Annotated in this window: 14 protein-coding genes; 10 read left to right on the top strand and 4 right to left on the bottom strand. The window is 34.2% G+C overall.

Annotated features, from left to right (window positions below):
* Window positions 1-43 precede the first annotated feature (43 nt).
* The 10 genes from ADIWIN_RS16085 to ADIWIN_RS16040 all read left to right on the top strand — a co-directional run bounded on the left by ADIWIN_RS16085 (window position 44) and on the right by ADIWIN_RS16040 (window position 16,314).
* Window positions 44-7,834, top strand: coding sequence for a T9SS-dependent choice-of-anchor J family protein (locus tag ADIWIN_RS16085; protein WP_040757618.1), 7,791 nt, complete (start codon window positions 44-46; stop codon window positions 7,832-7,834).
* A 96-nt stretch (window positions 7,835-7,930) separates the two neighbouring features.
* Entirely contained in the window at window positions 7,931-9,469 is a 1,539-nt protein-coding gene (locus tag ADIWIN_RS16080) for a YifB family Mg chelatase-like AAA ATPase (RefSeq protein WP_020894581.1), read from the top strand.
* An 89-nt stretch (window positions 9,470-9,558) separates the two neighbouring features.
* Complete coding sequence (locus tag ADIWIN_RS16075; RefSeq protein WP_020894580.1) at window positions 9,559-10,677, top strand: DUF2891 domain-containing protein; 1,119 nt, start codon at window positions 9,559-9,561, stop codon at window positions 10,675-10,677.
* On the top strand, window positions 10,674-11,897 hold the full coding sequence (locus ADIWIN_RS16070; RefSeq protein WP_020894579.1) for an Nramp family divalent metal transporter: 1,224 nt from the start codon (window positions 10,674-10,676) through the stop codon (window positions 11,895-11,897). The genes ADIWIN_RS16075 and ADIWIN_RS16070 overlap by 4 nt, the downstream gene beginning before the upstream one ends.
* A 1-nt stretch (window position 11,898) precedes the next feature.
* Window positions 11,899-12,642: a 5-oxoprolinase subunit PxpA gene (gene pxpA, locus ADIWIN_RS16065; protein ID WP_020894578.1), complete on the top strand. Its 744-nt coding sequence runs from the start codon at window positions 11,899-11,901 to the stop codon at window positions 12,640-12,642.
* A 112-nt stretch (window positions 12,643-12,754) separates the two neighbouring features.
* Complete coding sequence (gene pxpB, locus ADIWIN_RS16060; protein WP_051155486.1) at window positions 12,755-13,378, top strand: 5-oxoprolinase subunit PxpB; 624 nt, start codon at window positions 12,755-12,757, stop codon at window positions 13,376-13,378.
* The gene (locus tag ADIWIN_RS16055; RefSeq protein WP_040757617.1) at window positions 13,371-14,219 is read left to right on the top strand and encodes a 5-oxoprolinase subunit C family protein; all 849 of its coding nucleotides are present in this window, start codon (window positions 13,371-13,373) and stop codon (window positions 14,217-14,219) included. The genes pxpB and ADIWIN_RS16055 overlap by 8 nt, the downstream gene beginning before the upstream one ends.
* A gap of 85 nt (window positions 14,220-14,304) precedes the next feature.
* Window positions 14,305-14,817 carry a hypothetical protein gene (locus ADIWIN_RS16050; protein ID WP_020894575.1) on the top strand — a complete coding sequence of 171 codons (513 nt, stop codon included), beginning with the start codon at window positions 14,305-14,307 and terminating at the stop codon, window positions 14,815-14,817.
* Between the two features lie 10 nt (window positions 14,818-14,827).
* Entirely contained in the window at window positions 14,828-15,532 is a 705-nt protein-coding gene (locus tag ADIWIN_RS16045) for a hypothetical protein (RefSeq protein ID WP_020894574.1), read from the top strand.
* Entirely contained in the window at window positions 15,508-16,314 is an 807-nt protein-coding gene (locus ADIWIN_RS16040; protein ID WP_020894573.1) for a sensor histidine kinase, read from the top strand. The genes ADIWIN_RS16045 and ADIWIN_RS16040 overlap by 25 nt, the downstream gene beginning before the upstream one ends.
* Here the strand turns inward: ADIWIN_RS16040 and ADIWIN_RS16035 are convergent.
* The 4 genes from ADIWIN_RS16035 to ADIWIN_RS16020 all read right to left on the bottom strand — a co-directional run bounded on the left by ADIWIN_RS16035 (window position 16,311) and on the right by ADIWIN_RS16020 (window position 20,775).
* Complete coding sequence (locus ADIWIN_RS16035; protein ID WP_020894572.1) at window positions 16,311-17,021, bottom strand: RluA family pseudouridine synthase; 711 nt, start codon at window positions 17,019-17,021, stop codon at window positions 16,311-16,313. The genes ADIWIN_RS16040 and ADIWIN_RS16035 overlap by 4 nt on opposite strands.
* Before the next feature lie 83 nt (window positions 17,022-17,104).
* Window positions 17,105-17,923 carry a 3-methyl-2-oxobutanoate hydroxymethyltransferase gene (panB, locus tag ADIWIN_RS16030; RefSeq protein ID WP_040757616.1) on the bottom strand — a complete coding sequence of 273 codons (819 nt, stop codon included), beginning with the start codon at window positions 17,921-17,923 and terminating at the stop codon, window positions 17,105-17,107.
* Between the two features lie 247 nt (window positions 17,924-18,170).
* Window positions 18,171-19,346: an SH3 domain-containing protein gene (locus ADIWIN_RS16025; RefSeq protein WP_020894570.1), complete on the bottom strand. Its 1,176-nt coding sequence runs from the start codon at window positions 19,344-19,346 to the stop codon at window positions 18,171-18,173.
* Window positions 19,347-19,350: 4 nt separating this feature from the next.
* On the bottom strand, window positions 19,351-20,775 hold the full coding sequence (locus ADIWIN_RS16020) for an L-serine ammonia-lyase (protein WP_020894569.1): 1,425 nt from the start codon (window positions 20,773-20,775) through the stop codon (window positions 19,351-19,353).
* Window positions 20,776-20,800 lie beyond the last annotated feature (25 nt).

Below are 20,800 nucleotides of genomic sequence, written 5' to 3'. Positions count from 1 at the left end.
TAGTCTTTAAATTAATTAAATATACCATTTTAAACCAACCCTAATGAATCTACTTAAGCTGTCAACGTCAATGCTTTTCTGTATTGTAGTTGCTCAATTCTCCTTTTCTCAGAATGTAAATATTCCAGATGTAAATTTTAAAACCGCCCTTTTAAATCACGATCCAGTTATTGATACCAATGGAGATCAAGAAATTCAGGTTTCAGAAGCAGAAGCTTATGCCGGAAGTCTTAATCTCGGTTTTTTAGAAATTTCTGATCTTACAGGTATTGAGAGTTTTGTATCTATTGTAGAGTTGCTATGTAATAACAATGAAATAATAGCAGTTGATTTATCAAATAATATTGCTTTACAGAAAATAGATATTGCAGCTAATGAGTTGAGTATTTTAGATGTTTCTCAGAATATTAATTTACAAGAATTGGCTTGTAATGGTAATAATATTACAGAACTAAATACAAGTTTAAATCCTAACCTTCAGATTTTAAATGTTGCAGCAAATTCGGTTTACGAGCTCGATTTGTCAGCTAATATTGCCCTGAAAAATCTTAAATTAAATTTCACCTCTATTGTAGATCTAGATATTACTAATAATGTTAATCTAGAGGTCTTTAGCGCCACTTATTGTTATAGCCTAAACACTATAGATTTTTCAAATAATAATTTATTACAACAAATTTCTTTGTGGTATACCAATCAATCTGAAATTAATGTGTCTAACATGCCAGATTTAGGCCTACTATATCTTAGAAACTTAAACCTTACAAGTGTAGATGTTTCAAATAATATTAACTTATTTAATCTTTATGTCACTAATAATTTTATTACGGAACTAGATGTCAGTAATAATATAAATTTAGCCTATTTATCTCTTGATGATTTATACGTCAATACAGTAGATGTTTCTAATAACCCTAATTTAGTATGGTTAGATTTGAGTGGTTCTCAAATAGCATCGGTAAATGCTAAGAATGGTAATAATTCAATTTTTACATATTTCAATATCAATAATGCATCGTCTTTGGGTGGCATTTGTGTAGATGATGTCATTTATGCAAATGATAATTTCATAAAACCATCAACAAGTTATTTTACGGAAACCTGTAGTCCTGACGATTGTGATGCTGCAGTCATAGGTTATACACAAAGTTTTGAAACAACAACACAGCCTTTTATAGATGATTGCTGGAGGAAATCGCCACTTTATTCATCAAATTACTATTATGTAAAAACGGTTGGTACAGCAAATACAGGTAATAATTCGGTTGGTATGCGTGTTTCATCTAATAATGAAGCTTTTTTAATCACACCAGAGTTATCAGATTTTAATAGTTCTAAGCGTGTGTCTTTTTGGTTGAATTCACCAATAGCGAGTGGGCTTAACGTAGGAACAATTTTAGATCCTGATGATATAACAACGTTCGAACCTTACCGAAATGTTACTATGAGTGGAGGTATTGGTTCTCAATGGAGGGAAATTCATGTTGATTTCGAAAATTACACAGGTGCTGCAAATCATGTTGCATTTAGAGTAAGCGGAGGCTATGCATTATCTTTAATCGATGATTTTACGTACCAAGATTCACCAAGTTGTATAACACCTTTAGATTCTGAAACAATAACTTATGCTACTGAAGCATTAATAGATTGGACAAGTTTAGGTAATGCCGAAAGTTGGGACATTGAATATGGTATTGAAGGGTTTGCTCAAGGTATGGGTATGGTAGTTAATACAACCTCAAAACCGTTTTTACTACAAGGATTAGATAGTGAGACAACTTATGATTTCTATATAAGATCGCAGTGTAGTAATGATGAAAATAGTGAGTGGTCGTATTCAAGTCAATTTACAACGGCATGTCCAGCACTTGTTGCAGATTACGCTTATGATTTTGAAGATGGTTATGGTGGTGAATTCTATAATTGCTGGGAAGTATTAGGAAGTGGATATATAACTCAAGATGGAAATACAGCTGCATCTGTTGGTGCTCTTAAAATAGAAAATTCGGTTGACGGCGCTATTGTTACTCCTGAGTTATCTGAATTAAATAGTTCTAAGCGTATCAAATTTTGGTTAAAGAATGTAGATGGAGAGTCTAATTTGGTTATTGGTACTTTATCGATCCAAAACGATATGTCTACGTTTACACCTTATCAAACCATTTCATCATTAGATTTGATAGAAGGGGAATGGCAACAAATTATTATAAATTTCGAAAACTATACAGGGAATGATCGTTTTATAGCGTTTAATCAGGTTCAGGTAGATAGTTATGCTGAATTTTATATAGATGAATTTGTATATCAAAACACTCCAAATTGTTTAGAGCCTGTTGATGTAGAAGTTATAGCAATAACAGATACTACAGTAGATTTAGAATGGTCAAATACTGTGGGAGTAACAGATTGGGAGATTCAATATGGTTTAGTAGATTTTGAATTAGGTTCAGGTACTATGCTTAGTGGAACAGGAGAAAATACAACCGTTAATAATTTATACCCAGATTCTACTTACGATATTTATATCAGATCAGATTGTGGTGGTGGAAGTTATAGTGATTGGTTTAAGATTTACAATTTACATACTGATTGTGGTCTGTTTTCAGGATATTATAGTCAAGATTTTGATAGCAATGAGTTTGCAAATTGTTGGTCGCGATTACCGGTTGTAGATCCAGAAATAAATGATACAAATATTGTAGATGGTTCTAATCAATATCCACTTGGAGGAAGTGGGAATACTATTAAATTCAATAACTATGAGCAGACAGATAATCTGTATTTAGTGTCACCAGAGTTTAGTGATTTAAGTAATGGTACTAAACGTGTTAAGTTTTGGTTGCATCCAAGATATAGCAATGCTGATATTGTTGTAGGTACTATGACTGATCCTGCAGATGAAAACACTTTTACGGCAAAAGAAACTATTTTAAGTGCCGATATGCTTTACAGAGAGTGGAAGCAATTCACAATCAATTTTGATGATTATTCTGGAACAGATAATTATGTAGCATTTAAAATGCAAATCGCAGATGAGCCAATAGGAGGGACTTCTATTATTTATTTAGATCGTTTTGAATATTCAGATATTCCAACCTGTCTAACACCAAGTGATTTTGCGAATACATCAATTTCTAACGGTGAAATTGAATTATCTTGGAGTGACGAAAGTGCCGCTACGCAATGGGAAATATTATATGGAGAAGAAGGGTTTTGGTTTGATGATGGTACATTGATTCAGGCAAATTCAAATCCTTTTAGTGTTACAGATTTACCATTAGATATTGTGTATGATTTTTATGTGAGATCTATTTGTGATGCAAATAGTACGAGTGATTGGTCAGATAAAGTAACAGTAGATGTAGGTTGTGGTCAATCTTATTTTACAGGGTATACTTACGATTTTAATAGCTCATCGTTAGATGAGTGTTGGACAGCTTATGAGTTTTCTTCAAACCATTATACAACATCTTTCGAAATGGTTATTGATAATAACTTTGGTGATGATGGTTACTCGGCTTACTTGGGAGATACCAGTTCATATTCTAGTTATGGAGTTATGATGGTGTCACCATTATTTACAGATTTATCAAACGATAAAAAGATTGAGTTTTATATTAGTAATTACGACGAAGGTTTAACTGTTGGAACCATGAGTAACCCTGATGATGCTTCGACCTTTGAAGCGTTGCAAACCATTACAGGAGAAGTTGAACCTGATGTTTGGGAAAAGAGAACCGTATACTTAACGGATTATAATGGTACAGATCAATTTATAGCTTTTAGACAAAGCCGAGCTAATTATTATTCCGGTGATCAGGTGCTTATTGATGATTTTGCTTATCTACAATCTGTTGTATGTAATGTTCCTACAGCGCTAACTTTAGATAATATTTATGACAATAGTGCAGAAATCAGTTGGACGGCAGGTGAATCAGATATAGAATACGAACTTGAGTTTGAGCAATTAAATGCATATAATTCTGAACAATTTATAGTGGTAACGTCTAATAGTTATGTGTTAGAAAATCTTCTTGAAGGCACTGAATACGGTATTAGAGTAAGAGCTAAATGTGATGATGACGAGTTGTATTCAGAGTGGACAGAAGTTCTGACGTTCTTTACAGCATGTCTTCCTATTGAAGGGGATTATTTTGAATCTTTTGAATTTGAAGGAGAATTAAGTCCATGTTGGAGTGTTATTTCTAGTGATAGTTATGCATTTATTAGTCCAATTGAAACATATGGAATATTACCTGTAAGCGGAAATCAGTTTTTAAGATTCAATAATAACACAGGAGAAACTGATTTATATCTTGTTTCAAGACAAATATTAAATATCGATAATACTAAGCGATTACGATTTAATCTTATTTCGGATGCTAGTTTTAGTGCGTCAACTTATAATCAATTAGCTATTGAGGTCGGTACAATGACAGACCCAACTGACATTTCTACATTTACTTTAGTTGGAGATGTTCTACCTGAAGAAATGAGTGAGCTTAAAAACGACGGAAGACCGCAAGCGCAATGGAAAGAACACACTATTTATTTTGATAATTTTACAGGAAGTGATACATACATCGCAATTAGGCTAGAGAATGAGAGTTCAAATAGCGATTTTTTCTTAGATGATTTTATATTTGAAAGCGTTCCAGACTGTACAGAGCCACTTTATCCAGTTGTTTTAGATGAACGTTATGATGCTGTAGATGTGCGTTGGGAGACTTATGAAAATTCAAATCCTACAGATTGGGAAATTGAATATGGTTTTTCGGATTTTGAAATTGGAAACGGGACAACTATTACAGCTAATGATAGTTCATTCTTAACGATTTCTAATCTTTTAGAAGATACGGAATATGACTTCTATATAAGAGTAAATTGTGGAAGTGCATTTAGTGGGTGGTCCGTAAAGCAAACTTTTAAAACAAAGTGTGAAGGTTATGAGGTTGGTTATCAAGAAGGTTTTGAAAATCATCCATTAGGCTATTTAGAACATTGTTGGACAGGTTTGTTACCGCAAGTAGGATCACCATATTGGGATGAAATAGCTCAGATAAGGGTTTATAATAATAGTGCAATTTCTACACCAGATGCGCATACAGGAGAACAGGCGATATGGTTTTTAAATGAAACCAATAATCCATTACATGAAGAAGTTTCAGAACAGACAATTTTAGTCTCGCCAAGATTAATTGATTTAGATAATTACAAAAGAATATCGTTTTGGATGTATCCACTTTCTAGCGCTTATGCAACTCCTTCAGAGGTTATTATTGGTACGATGTCAGATCCTGATGATTATACAACGTTTACACCGTATTATACAATCACAAACGCTTATGAGAACGAAGATACTTGGACAAAGTTTGAGATCGATCTAGCAAATTTCTATTTAGAGGATGAATATATAGGAATTAGACAGGCAGGAATAAATGAGCGTCAAGTTATTCTTTTTGATGATTTTGAGTATACCGAAATCGGATGTGTTACACCAACTGATTTAGAAGCTACACAAACCGATTCTGGCGAAATCACTTTAACATGGCAAGATAATAACACGCAGCAAGGACCTCAAAATTGGGAAATTGAATATGGACCTATAGATTTCAGTATAGGTGATGGTACGATTGTACAGGCAGATTCAAATCCATTTGTAATTAGTGGTTTAAGTTCGTTAACTAATTACGATTATCGTGTTAGAGCTTTTTGTAGTACAGAGCAAGGTTATAGCGATTGGAGTGTGCCGTATGCATTTACGATTACGTGCGAAAAGCAAGCACCGTTTTACGAAAATTTTGATCAATATGATGCTTCATATCAATATGCGATATATGAGCCTATTCCAAATTTTTGTTGGACAAGGAATGATAAGCAAGCTTCGGGAATTTATAATTCAGAGGGGCTTGTTGTTAGTCCTAGCTCGTCACCAAATGTAGGTTTCGTGAATTTGAGTGGTACAAGTGATCCACCTTTAGCTGGTGTTTTAGTTTCACCGTTTTTGTCAGATTTAGATGCGAATAAAATTCTTAAAATTTGGGTTAGAAATGAAACTACAGGATCAGCTTATAATCAATCGGGAATCATTATTGGTACTATGACTAATCCATTAGATAGTGAAACATTTGTGTCTTTTACGACTATTTGGGCAGATGAGGTTCCGCTATTTGGAAAAGAGTTTTTAATCGATTTTGCGTCATATACAGGAGATGCACATCACATTGCTATAAAGCATAATGAAGAAAACGATTATTCAATGGTTATGTTTGATGATATTGAATATAAAGAAAGACCGGCGTGTTTAGAACCTATAAGTGTAGATTTCTTATCGGTTTCAGATACAAGTGTTGCGATATCTTGGGAAAATTTAGATTTAGGAGCAACATTCGATGTTGAATATGGAATAGAAGGATTCTCGCCAGGTACAGGATCAATTGCGAGTACAAATACCAATGACATAACGATTACTGGTTTAGATGTTGAAACCACTTATGAGTTTTATATCAGAACAAATTGTGATTCGTCAGGAGCAAGTGACTGGGTTGGGCCAATTAATGCCACCACAGCCTGTAATGTAGAAAGTGTGCCATGGGTAGAAAATTTTGATACCATGGATGCTTATGGTCAAGGTATCTTGCCAGAGTGTTTTCAGGGAGATGATGTTTGGGTGTCTAGTAATTCCAATTTAAGTGCTTATCAAGTTGGTGATGGAGATACAGATTATCTATACGCTATTTTTGACCAATATGGTATTGAGGCTTACATGATAACTCCAATGTTTAATATGCAAGCTGGTACAACGTATACGCTTTCATTTAAAATAAGAAAAGAGCAAGGGGATTATAGTTCTCAGAGTGTTAAAATTTGGACAGGTCAAGGAAATACAACGGAGGCTTTAGATAATTATATTAATTATTTTTCAGAATTTAGTTATGGTTTCTATAATTATTACACCATAGAAACAACATTTACACCAATCGTAAATGGCGATTATTCATTTTTATTAGATTTTGGGTATTCTTCTATAGTTCGTACGATCTCAGTTGATTCCTTTAGTTTAGAAGGTGAATATGAAGAACGAGTTGAGGTGGTAAATGGTACTGTTACAAGTTATGATTTTGATGGTGATAATCTTGTAGGGTTAATTTTGGAAGAAACAGAAAACACACTATGTAGACCTGCGAATGATAATGGTGAAAATGTGATTATGATGACTGGTGGTTTGGATAATACCGAATGGTATAACACGGGTGATGCAAATTCAAATTGGCTAGAAAATCAGAACTTTATCTCTAAAGTGAATTTTGAAATTGATGCAACTAATGTTTCAGAATTATTTATGAATTTCGATTTAAGACAAACGTTCTTAAATTCAAATACAGAATCTGTATTTCGAGTTGTTATTAATGGAGATGAACTAGAAAGCTTTAACGCTAATAATGCAGATGATTATCAGAATGTAGAAGTAGATCTTTCGTCTTATGCAGGAAATACTTTAAGAGTGTCCTTACAGCAACTTGGTAAAAATAGTGATGATAAAGCTTATTTAGATAATCTTACGTTTGGAGAAGAAAGCACGCTTAGCGCTAACGATTATTTATTTTCTGAATTTTCATTCCGTCCAAACCCAGTGAATGATCAGTTATTTTTAAGTAACACAACAATAATAGATCATGTATCAATAATGGATGTCACAGGAAGACAGTTGCAAACTATACTTGTTAATAGTGAAAATACGACAATAGATATGGCGTATTTGCCATCTGCAATGTACTTTGTTGAGGTTAAAATTGGTGAGGCTATAAGAATTATTAAGGTTTTAAAAGAATAGATTTTATTATCTACAGCAGGAAAACCTTTCAAGATTAAATTTTGAAAGGTTTTTTTATTGCGTTGGTTTTCTTACATTTAAGAAAACTAATCATTCATGCTTAAAAAAGTTTTCGCAAGTGCTGTTTTTGGTGTTGAGGCTTCTGTTATAACAGTTGAGGTAAACGTAGATATAGGAGTTGGTTATCATTTAGTTGGACTTCCAGATAATGCCATTAAAGAAAGTAATTATCGTATTGCAGCTGCGCTTCAGAATAATGGTTTCCGAATTCCAGGTAAAAAAATTACGATTAACATGGCTCCTGCTGATTTACGAAAGGAAGGATCTGCTTATGATTTAACCTTGGCATTAGGAATTTTAGCGGCAACAAATCAAATTAAAGCAGAAAATTTAGAGGATTATCTGATTATGGGAGAACTGTCCTTAGATGGAAGTTTGCAGCCTTTTAAAGGGGCTTTACCAATGGCTGTAAAAGCAAGAGAAGAAGGGGTTAAGGGGTTTATATTGCCAATTCAGAATGCTAAAGAAGCCGCAATCGTTGATGGTTTACAAGTTTTTGGTGTCGAAAACATAATGCAGGTCATTAATCATTTCGATAAAGGTGAGCCTTTAGAGCAAACCATAATAAATACAAGAGAAGAATTTTATAAAAATTTAGATTTCCCTGAATTCGATTTTTCAGACGTAAAAGGCCAAGAGTCAATTAAGCGTTGTATGGAAATTGCCGCAGCAGGAGGTCATAATATTATTTTAATTGGTCCGCCAGGTTCGGGGAAAACCATGTTAGCAAAGCGTTTACCAAGCATTTTGCCTCCAATGACATTGCACGAAGCTTTGGAGACTACTAAAATTCATTCGGTTGTTGGTCGCGTAAAAGAACATACGGGTTTAATGGCACAACGGCCTTTTAGAAGTCCTCACCACACGATATCGAATGTTGCGCTCGTAGGCGGCGGAAGTTACCCACAACCGGGTGAAATCTCCTTATCTCATAATGGTGTTCTATTCTTAGACGAATTACCAGAGTTTAAGCGCGAAGTATTAGAAGTCATGCGTCAACCATTGGAGGATCGAGAAGTGACGATTTCCAGAGCGAAATTTACAGTCACGTATCCATCATCATTTATGCTAGTGGCCAGTATGAACCCGAGTCCGAGCGGTTATTTTAATGATCCGGATTCTCCAATAACATCATCTCCTGCAGAAATGCAACGTTATATGGGAAAAATCTCTGGACCTTTATTAGATCGTATCGATATTCATATTGAAGTCACTCCGGTGCCTTTTGAAAAATTAGCAGACGAGCGTAATGGTGAGTCTTCAGTAGACATTAGAAAACGCGTGACTAAAGCTAGAGAACGCCAAACGGAGCGTTTTAAAGATTTACCGAATATTCATTACAATGCACAGATGAACACCAAGCAAATCCGGAAGTATTGTAAACTAGATGAGGCTTCCATGCAGTTATTAAAATCAGCAATGGAGCGTTTAAATTTATCAGCTAGAGCTTATGATAGAATTTTGAAAGTAGGGAGAACGATCGCTGATTTAGAAGGTGCTGATGATGTTTTGGGTGTTCATATTAGCGAGGCTATTCAGTATCGAAGTTTAGATAGAGAAGGTTGGTTAGGTTGATTTTATTTAATAATTATTGTTATTTGATTTTTAGCAGTATAAGGCTCTTTACTTAGTTTAATAGTTTAGAATAATAGTTTATAATATAAATGAAAAAACAATACATTCTAATTGTATTACTGCTGGTTTTTAATTGCAGAAATAGCGAAGATAAGCAGATTGCGTCTGAAAAAGATGTAACAAAGGTTGAGGTGGTTAATGTGTCAATTCTAAATTTAGAGCAAGCTAATAGATTAGCGAAATTACCACTACATTGTATGGATACGGAGTATCCAAATAAGCTGAATCAAACCATAGCAAATGCTTCTGATTTAAAAGAGCCGAAAGAATTGCATCCAGCATTTTATGGCTGTTTCGATTGGCATTCTGCGGTTCATGGGCATTGGAGTTTGGTGTCATTATTAAAGCAATTTCCTGATCTGGAAAATAGAGCTGAGATTGGGCAGAAATTGCTTCATAATATATCGAAAGAAAACATAGCGCAAGAGTTGTTATACTTTAATAGTCAGTATAATGAATCTTTTGAGCGGACCTATGGTTGGGCTTGGTTGTTAAAGTTAGCAGAAGAATTACACACTTGGGATAGTGATGTAGCGAGACGATTAGAAGCTAATCTTCTGCCGTTAACGAATTTGATAGTTGATAAATACGTGGAGTTTTTACCGAAGTTAAATTATCCAATTAGAGTTGGTGAGCACCCTAACACGGCTTTTGGGTTGAGTTTCGCTTATGATTATGCGGTTGCTGTTGAACATATAGAGTTAAAAGTATTAATAGAAAAAAGAGCGAGGGATTTTTATGAAGATGATCAAGATTGTCCTATAGAATGGGAACCAAGCGGTTTCGATTTTTTATCACCATGTTTGGAAGAGGCTGCTTTAATGAAACGTGTATTGTCTATGGAGGAGTTTAAAGTTTGGATAAACGATTTTATGCCAGAGCTTATTAATGAAGATTTTGATATCGCTGTTGGTGAAGTGTCAGATAGAACCGATGGAAAACTGGTGCATCTTGATGGGGTTAACTTTTCTAGAGCATGGAGTCTTAATTATATCGTTAAGGATTTGCCAGAGTATAAGCACCTTCAAAATGTAGCTAATAAACATATTGATTATTCACTACTAAGCATTGTAGGAGATAGCTACGAAGGAGGACATTGGTTAGGGAGTTTCGCTATTTATGCGTTGAATTCGATAGATAACGAATGAAGAAATTTTTTAAAAATATTGGGCCAGGACCTTTAGTTGCAGCCGCATTTATTGGTCCGGGAACCGTAACGGTTAGCACATTGGCAGGAGTCAATTTTGGTTTCACGTTATTGTGGGCAATGGTGTTGTCTATTTTTGCGACTGTTATATTGCAAGAGATGGCGGCGCGATTAGGAATCGTATCGCAAAAAGGCTTGTCTGAAATTATTAGAGAAGAAATTAAACATCCAATTGTAAAAGGAATAGCTGTTCTTCTAATTATCAGTGCAATCGTTATTGGGAACGCGGCCTATGAAGCAGGGAACATTAGTGGTGGCGCTTTAGGGATGGAAGCGATTGTCGGGAATGTGATTTGGGAAATAGGTCAACTTAAGCTCAACATTATGAGTTTAATTATTGGTGTAATTGCTTTTGTTCTGCTTTATATCGGAAATTATAAAGTATTAGAAAAAGCCTTTGTGTTCTTAGTGATTCTGATGAGTTTTGCTTTTATAACTACAGCGATTCTCACAAAACCCAATCTTTTAGAAATTTTAAAAGCAATAGTGATTCCAGTCGCACCAGAAGGTAGTATTTTAACAATTATAGCCTTAATCGGCACAACCGTTGTGCCTTACAATCTCTTTCTACATGCGTCTTTAGCTAAAACCAAATGGAAGTCAAAGAGTGATTTGCCAATAGCAAAGAAAGATACTTTGGTCGCTGTGATTTTAGGAGGAACGGTATCCATGTGTATCATTATTGCGGCATCTGCTATTCAAAAACAATCCATTACAAATACATCAGACTTGGCGTTGGGCTTAGAGCCATTATTCGGGAGTTTTGCAAAATACTTTTTGGCTATTGGTTTGTTCGCTGCAGGGATTACAAGTGCGATTACAGCACCGCTGGCTGCGGCATTTGTAACTAGTGGCTGTTTGGGTTGGGAAGCGGATTTAAAATCTAAAAAGTTTAAATCGGTTTGGATGGTGATTGTGGTATTGGGCGTTGTGTTTTCGAGTATTGGGTTTAAATCTATTGAAATTATAAAATTTGCGCAAGTATCTAATGGATTGCTATTGCCTATTATAGCAGGGTTTTTACTCTGGGTAATGAATAAATCTTCTGTCTTAGGCTCTTATGTAAATTCGAAGTTTCAGAATGTTTTAGGTGTCATAATTTTAATTATTACAATCTTCTTAGGGGTCAAAGGAATTTTAAGCGTTTTTAATGTGATATAAAATGGAAGAGGTATTTAGTGTAGATATTAACGCAGATGTTGGTGAGGGCATCGGTAATGAATTGGATTTAATGCCTTTATTGTCCTCGTGTAATATAGCTTGTGGTGGACATGCGGGTGATTTAGAAAGCATGAAAGCAGTCGTTAGGCTGGCAAAAAAGTATAATGTGAAAATTGGAGCACATCCTTCATTTCCTGATACGTTGAATTTTGGAAGAGAAATTATGCAGCTCTCTGCGTCAGATTTGTATGTGAGCTTAAGGCATCAGTTGAGTACTTTGCAGACGGTTTTGCATGATGAAGGTGCTTATTTGTATCATGTAAAACCTCATGGCGCATTATATAATTTGGCTGCTAAAGATGAAAAAACAGCACGAGTTATTATTGAAGTCATAAAGAGCCTTTCGTCTCCAATTAAATTATATGCTCCTTTTAATTCAGTATTAGCTGAAGTGGCAAAAAGTGAAAATATTACAGTGAAGTTTGAAGCCTTTGCAGATCGAAATTACAACGGTGATTTATCTCTAGTTTCTAGGGTAAATAGTAATGCCATTTTACATGAAAAAGAAGCTGTTTTGAGCCATGTTCTGAGCATGGTAAAACATCAAAAAGTGACGTCCGTAAATGGAGTAGAAGTGCCTATAAAAGTAGCGACAGTTTGTGTGCATGGAGATACTGGAAATGCGCTTGAAATTTTGAAATATTTGTCCGATAACTTGGTGAAAAATAATATTAAAATTCAATAATAATTATGAGTTTTCAGCTTCAGTATTCGCAATATAATGAGTATTCTATTTTGGTGGAATGGCCGGCGGTTATTGATGAAAATATACTTGAAGATCTTCTTTTTTTAAAGAAATGATAGAAATTAAATATGTTAAACAATCAGTTTATGTGATTTCTTCATATAGCTCAATTTTAATTATTTACAGTAAAGATATTGATTATGTCAATGATGTGTTTTTAGACTTAGAAGAACTATACTCAAGTCAGAAAAACACGAAACAAACAGAATCCAAAATCTTTAGGATTCCTGTTTGTTATGAGGATGAATTCGCTATGGATTTAGATAGTTATTCTGAAGAGATAGATCGATCAAAAGAGGATATTATTACGATGCATTTTAATACTATTTATACTGTTTTTTTTATTGGATTTTTACCTGGGTTTTTATACTTAGGAGGACTCGTTCCGGAGTTACATTTGGATAGGAAAACAACTCCAAACCTCAACATAAAAAAAGGGTCCGTTGGTATCGGTGGAAAACAAACCGGAATCTATCCACAAGACAGTCCTGGGGGTTGGCATATTATTGGAAATTCACCCATCGAATTATTCAATCCTAAACACAATCCACCATGTTTTATTAAGGCAGGTGATAGTGTGAAATTTCATCCAATTTCAAAATTAGAACATCAAAAAATGAAGTCCGAAATCAATAATCCAAAGTTTGATTTCAAAACGTTATTATTAAATGATTAAGGTAATAAAACCAGGATTCTATTCCATGATTCAAGATCAAGGGAGATTAGGCCATCGCAGTTTCGGTGTACCTGTATCTGGTGCTATGGATTCATATTCTAGTCAATTTGCAAATAAGCTTGTTGGAAATGATAAAGCGGCTGCGGTTTTGGAAATGACGATGACTGGAGCTGATTTGTTATTTCTAGAACCTACTACAATTGCTATTACTGGTGCTGATATGAGTCCGAAGTTAAATAGTGAAGCGATTGCGATGTTTAAATCTATTATTGTGCATAAGGGTGACACACTTGCTTTTGGGCGTTTAGAAACAGGATTTAGAGCTTATATGGCAGTAAAAGGTGGCTTTTTAACCGATATGGTTTTAGGAAGTAGAAGTATGCTGAAAGGAATTACGGATGATTTCCGAATCCAGAAGGATGACTGTTTAGACACAATGAAATCTTCAAAATTAATACTTCCTAAAAATGCAAAGTTAAAGTTTGATGCGTCCTATTTGGATGAGGATACTTTGCGTGTTATGAAAGGTCCGGAATTTAATAAACTCTCTAAAGACCAGAGGGATTTACTTTTAAATACCACGTTTGAAGTTTCAAAATATAACAATCGTATGGCTTATCAGCTTCAACCTTTAATTCAGAATGATTTAAAATCTATATTAACCTCTCCAGTCTTACCGGGAACTGTGCAGCTTACTCCGTCAGGTCAACTCATTGTTTTAATGCGCGATTGCCAAACCACAGGCGGTTATCCTAGAGTACTACAATTAACTGAAAAATCAATAAATATTCTAAGTCAAAAGACCACTGGTAATCATTTGAAAATCAGATTAAAATATTAATGACTTACGAAAACGATTGATTAAATTTTATATGTTAAATAAAATCAATAATTTACGGTCATAATTAATTAACCAACCATTTATTATGAAAAATTTCGGATTACTTATCCTAGGTGTTTTACTGGGAGTATTAGCCATGTATTTTTATTCTAAGAAAAACCAGGATATGTCAACACACCCACCAACAATTAAGCCACCAGTAGGTGTCATTTCGCCAGATGAAATTAAGACTTTAGATCAAGCTTATAATGAGCGCTATAGGATTATTAACGATTCGTTATTTAAAGGGGCTGAAACGGGAGACAACAGATCGTCTTGGTATAATTTAGAAGATATTGAAAATTATTTAGCTCATGCAAAACAACAAGCTAATGACAATGGCTATACCTTAGACGGTTTACGTTTGTACCTAGGTGCTCATCCGGATACAGTTAAAGGAAAAGGCTTAACCACGTTATTTTTTGTGCCTACAGGTCACGAGAATACTTCAGAAGGGAGTTTCGTCTCTGTGCAAAAGGGAGCTGTTGATTTACCAGATTCTGATGGATTGGACATGGGTAAAAATGGAAGACCACCCGGAGCTAATTATCCTCAATAGGTAGGAATAAATGCATGAGTTTCTAAAGGAAAACTATTCCATAATTACACATTCAATAGAGTTTTTAGCCGCCTTGACGGGTGTTTTGTTTTATAAAAAATTCAAATTAACAGTAGCTAAATATTTAATCTTTTTTTTGATTTATGCTTTTTTCGTCGATTTACTAGGGAGTTATCCAGAGTATCTATACGATATGGATTTATATTATTTAATTGAAGGTACACTCATTAAAAATAATTATTGGTGGTTTACCATATTTTGGTTTTTTGGTATTGTCGCTTTTACTTCATTTATAAATTACAACATAGTAAAAAAGAAAATTTATAAAAAAACTGTGAAATATGCTTTTTATAGTTACACCAGTTTGTTTATTATCTACAGTGTTATAAATTTTGAAAAGGTATTTTTAATGTTAGATCCTTTTTTAATGACTTTAAGTCTATGGGCTATTTTTGTATGCGTGTGTGTGTATTTAGTAGAAATACTTCAAAGTGATAAGATTATTTACTTTTATAAATCTATTTACTTTTATATAAATGCCGCATTTTTATTTTGGATTTTACTATTAGGTCCAATGGTGTTTTATGAAATATATTTTTCAACGGCAGATTGGAGTTATATCATTTTAAAATATCAAATTTATTTATCTGTTAATGTTATTTTTTACCTAACCCTTACTATAGCCTTAATATGTTGCGAGCCAGAAACCAAATAGTAACTTCAGATGCAGAACGCTATCTGTTGGTTTATATGATTAGTGTATTAGTTGTAATATCTGCAGTTGTTTTTATTTTCTTTGTGGTGTTTCAAAAACGAAAAAACCAACTTCTTATAGACAAAGTGAAACAAAAACAGCAGTTTGAAGAAGAACTGGTTAAAACGCAACAAGAAATACAAGAAGAAACCTTAAAACATTTGGGTAGAGAACTGCATGATAATGTCGGACAAATGTTGGTTTTGGCAACAATGCAAATGAATGCTGCTGCAAGTGTCGTTAAAGACGAAGCGAAATCCAAGGTAGAGAATGCTGCAAGTGCTTTAAAAGATTCTTTAGAGGAAGTTAGAGCCTTATCTAAGTCTCTGAATAGTGACGTTATTTTTAATCTAGGTTTTGATGCTACGGTTAAAAATGAGGTGGCACGCTTGAATAAATCAGGACTGATAGCAACACGTTTATCAATTACAGGCGAGAAAGTTGATTTTGAAAACAAAAAAGATGAAATTATTTTATTTAGAATACTTCAAGAATTTTTTTCAAATACCTTAAAATACGCGCAGGCTGAAACCATAGTAGTGTCATTAAATTATGAATCACAATTTCTGAATATTAAAGTAGAAGATAATGGAAGTGGTTTTGATATTGAGAATGCTGAGAAGGGTTCAGGACTTATTAATATGGAAAAAAGAGCTGAGTTGTTGAATGCTAAATTTCAATTAGAATCTCAACTAAAACAAGGTACCATCCTTAATTTGAAATATCCATATAGAGAAATTTAAGTGTTGCAAGCATCCCAAAGAGGATCATTGGGCAAAGGTGCAGTGACGAAAACTTTTTCTTTTTTTACAGGATGCATAAATGTTAAGGTTCTAGCATGTAAACTAATACTAGCATCTTTGTTACTGCGATCAAAGCCGTATTTTAAATCCCCTTTTATAGGGCAACCAATTGAAGCCAATTGCACACGAATTTGGTGATGTCGTCCGGTTTCTAAATCAATTTCCAATAAAAAGAAATTATCGAGTTTTTGGATTATTTTATAATGTAAAATAGCTTTTTTACTACCTTCAATTTCTTTAATATACGCCGTTGATTTATTGTTTTTTGGATTCTTCTTTAACCAATGAATTAAGGTGTCATTCGTTTTAGGTGGTTGATTCTTCACCAAAGCCCAATATGTTTTTTTAGCTGTTTTTTCTGCGAACAATTTATTAAGTCGAGGTAATGCTTTACTAGTTTTTGCAAACATTACAATGCCAGTGGTAGGTCTGTCTAATCTGTGAACGACTCCTAAGTAAACATTGCCATCCTTATTGTATTTATCTTTTAAATGTGATTTAACCACTTCGCTCAATGGTTTATCACCTGTTTTATCACCTTGTACAATATCACCAGCACGCTTGTTAACAATGATGATATGATTGTCTTCGTGGATAACCTGTAGGTTGTTTTTGTTGGAAAGGATTTTGTTAGAATTATGACTCACGAATTCACGGAAAATTAATTTTGCTTACTGCTTACTGCTTACTGCTTACTGCTTACTGCTTACTGCTTACTGCTTACTGCTTACTAGTATTGTTCCTCATCATTCGGGAAATCCTCAGACTTTACATCTGCAACATATTGACCTATAGCATTAGTCATTTCTTCATAAAGATTCATATAACGACGTAAAAATCGCGGATTAAATTCGTGTGTCATACCAAGCATATCGTGTAATACTAAAACCTGACCGTCAACACCAGCACCAGCACCAATGCCAATGACAGGAATGGATACACTTTCGGCAACTTCTTTTGCCAATGCAGCAGGTATTTTCTCTAATACAATTCCAAAACAACCTGCTTTTTCTAGCATTAAAGCATCTTCTTTTAATTGCTGTGCCTCTTGGTCTTCTTTCGCTCTTACGGTGTAAGTTCCAAATTTATATATGGATTGAGGTGTTAAGCCTAAATGTCCCATTACCGGAATTCCAGCATTTAGAATACGCTTTATAGATTCTTTTACTTCTTTACCGCCTTCCATTTTTACCGCATGGCCTCCAGATTCTTTCATTATTCTAATAGCAGAACGTAAAGCTTCTTTTGGATCACTTTGGTAACTTCCAAAAGGTAAATCAACAACAACTAAAGCGCGTTCAATAGCCCTAACAACAGAAGAGGCATGATAAATCATTTGATCTAACGTTATTGGTAGCGTTGTTTCATGTCCTGCCATAACATTACTAGCAGAATCACCAACTAAAATAACATCAATACCAGCACCGTCAACGATTTTAGCCATGGTGTAATCATAGGCTGTAAGCATTGATATCTTTTCTCCTTTCGACTTCATATCGACTAAAGTCTTTACTGTGATCCTTTTATATTCTTTTTTAGCTACTGACATTGTATTTATATTAGTTGTTGGTAAAAATAATGAGATTTGTTAAGCTTTTGATTAATTGAAGCTATAAATAATATCATAATCATAATTTGTCACAAACATAACATGGTAAGCACTTGTACACTTTTTTAGTATGAGTACCTTGAGAAAATAAATCATTTTGAAGCTATTCTTTTCAGTTATTGAAAGTTGAAGACGATATAAAAATTATTTACTTGGTGAACATCAGGAAATGTGACAACAGTAATAATTAGCAAAGATTAAAAATAGCAACGCTATAGATTTTACCATTTTTAAAAGCTACACTATAGTCGCCGTAACCATTTGAAATAGCATACGTATGAAGATTTTGTATGTCAGTGTGTATATACTTAGAATATAATTCTATAAATCGAGTTTCAGTCATAGTATGATCTAAAATAGAATTTTCATTCATTATAAAAGCGCTGTTTTCATCTAAGATGATTTCGACAATTTCGCCTAAGTTTTCTTCAAGATTAACAGATAACGTCATGTTTTTATAATTGTAAAATGTATTGCTATAATTAACTCCACATTCATCACTTATATTTTCTATTTTTAAAGGTTGACCGTAAGTGTCAATAACAGTATTTAAGTCAACCATTAGCTTGTTAATTTGTACGCCTTTTATTTTAAAATTGGCGTTTTTTATAAATTCGGTGACAATTTCAGGAGGTAATGGATGTTCTAAACCGTCAGCTAAAGTCAAGTACATTTGTGTAGATTTAATCAATGCTGTATTATGAGTCTCCTTAGCGACATCGAGTAAAACAAGATAAGCGGATTTTAGATAGGCGTAGCCGCTATTCCAAGCTAACTCTACTAAACGTTCAGCAATCTTTAAGCGTTCATCAAAATTATGTTTTTCTATATTGGCGTAAGTCAATGCTAAAGCATCATAATCTGGACGCTCATTAAGATATTTTCTTTGAATATATCTGCTGTTAGATATATTTACCCATGCATCTTTTTCAATCGGTATATATTTTACTGGCACAGCTTCACCCATGGTTAAGATGGTTTTAATTTCACCAGACAAACTTGGTTTTCCTCTTGCCCTTAAAGAGGCTACAGTTACAAATAAATGATGTCCACCGTAATACTTATCACCATTTAAAATGGGATTATCATTGTCTTCTACTGTATTTTGACTTGAAATGGGCTTGTCGGAAAGATATTTTGATTGTACATAACCTTTAGTATCATTATCGGCTCTTACAAAAGTCCAATCAGTTATTTGTGCAGAAAGTACTTCAACCTGGGCATTGACTTTAAAATATCCTTTGAAACCTTCGTTTTCGTCAGTTTCATTGTAAAGGCGTGTATCAGCGTTTAAATATTTGTGATTTTGAGCTTGAATCACAGTTGAAACAAAAAGACATATAAAAAGTATTTTTAAATTCATTAGGTTAACAATCCGTTAAATGAACTCCAACGGCCAAACCACCTTCAGAGGTTTCTTTATATTTAGAACTCATATCTTTTGCAGTTTCCCACATCGTTTGTACCACTTTATCAAGAGGGACTTTTACATTTTTAGGATCTGTATCTAAAGCTAACTCTGCAGCATTAATAGCTTTTATCGCTCCCATAGAATTACGTTCTATACAGGGTATTTGAACTAAACCGCCAATAGGATCACAAGTTAAACCTAAGTGATGTTCCATCGCAATTTCTGCAGCAACTAAAACTTGTTCAGGTGTTCCGCCTAATAGTTCTGTTAATGCGCCTGCAGCCATGGCTGAGGACACTCCAATTTCGGCTTGGCAACCTCCCATTGCAGCACTAATAGTGGCATTCTTTTTAAATATGCTTCCTATTTCACTTGCGACTAAAAGGAACTTTTTAATATGTTCAAAATCCGCTTCATGATTTTCAATCACTAAATAATACATTAATACAGATGGAATAACGCCTGCACTTCCGTTTGTTGGAGCAGTAACCACACGACCCAAAGACGCATTAACTTCATTGACAGCCAAAGCAAAACAACTCACCCATTTTAAAATCTGACGGAATTTAACTTCAGTTTTTCTAATAGTTTCTAGCCATTCTTGTGGGTTTTCATAAGTATTATCACCTATGATATTTTTATGCATATCAAAAGCACGTCGTCTTACATTAAGACCTCCAGGTAAATTACCCTCAGTGTGACAGCCTGTGTACATACATTCTAACATGGTATTCCAAATACGTTTTAATTCAAAATCAATAGAGGCTTCATCGCGTATCGATTTTTCATTTTCTAGAACCACACCAGAAATTGGTAGCTGTAATTGCTCGCAAAATTTCAGTAATTCTGTTCCATAAGCAACAGGATAAGGAAAAGTACAGTAGAATATTATCTTGTTTGCTTTAGAGACTTTCCGTTCTTCTTGCACCACAAAACCGCCACCAATAGAGTAGTAGGTGTACTTATAATTTCTACCGTTGATTAGTGCTGTAAAAATCATTCCGTTGGAATGAAATGGTAGCGATTTTCGGTTAAAAACGATATTGGTTTTAAAGTCGAAAGGAATCGCTCTTTCATTATTTAACATTAGAACATTGGTAGTTTTAACCTCATCAATAATTGTGTTGATGTCTTCAATTGGCATACGTTCAGGATCCGCGCCTGTTAAGCCTAATACGACGGCGAAATCGGTAGCATGTCCTTTTCCTGTTAAAGATAAAGAACCGTAGAGATCTACAGTAATTTTTTCGACCTTATCAAAACGCTTTTTATCTTTTAATTCTTTTACCCAACGTTCGGCTGCTCTCCAAGGTCCTAAAGTGTGAGAACTTGAAGGTCCTACACCAATTTTTAGCATGTCGAAAACTGAAATACACTCCATCTACGAAATCGTTTTAATTATATTA

Origin of the sequence: Winogradskyella psychrotolerans RS-3, from assembly GCF_000427335.1 — a bacterium.
Taxonomy (GTDB): domain Bacteria; phylum Bacteroidota; class Bacteroidia; order Flavobacteriales; family Flavobacteriaceae; genus Winogradskyella; species Winogradskyella psychrotolerans.
The sequence above is the reverse complement of the archived record's forward strand: the minus strand, read 5'-3'. Positions and strand labels throughout refer to the sequence as shown.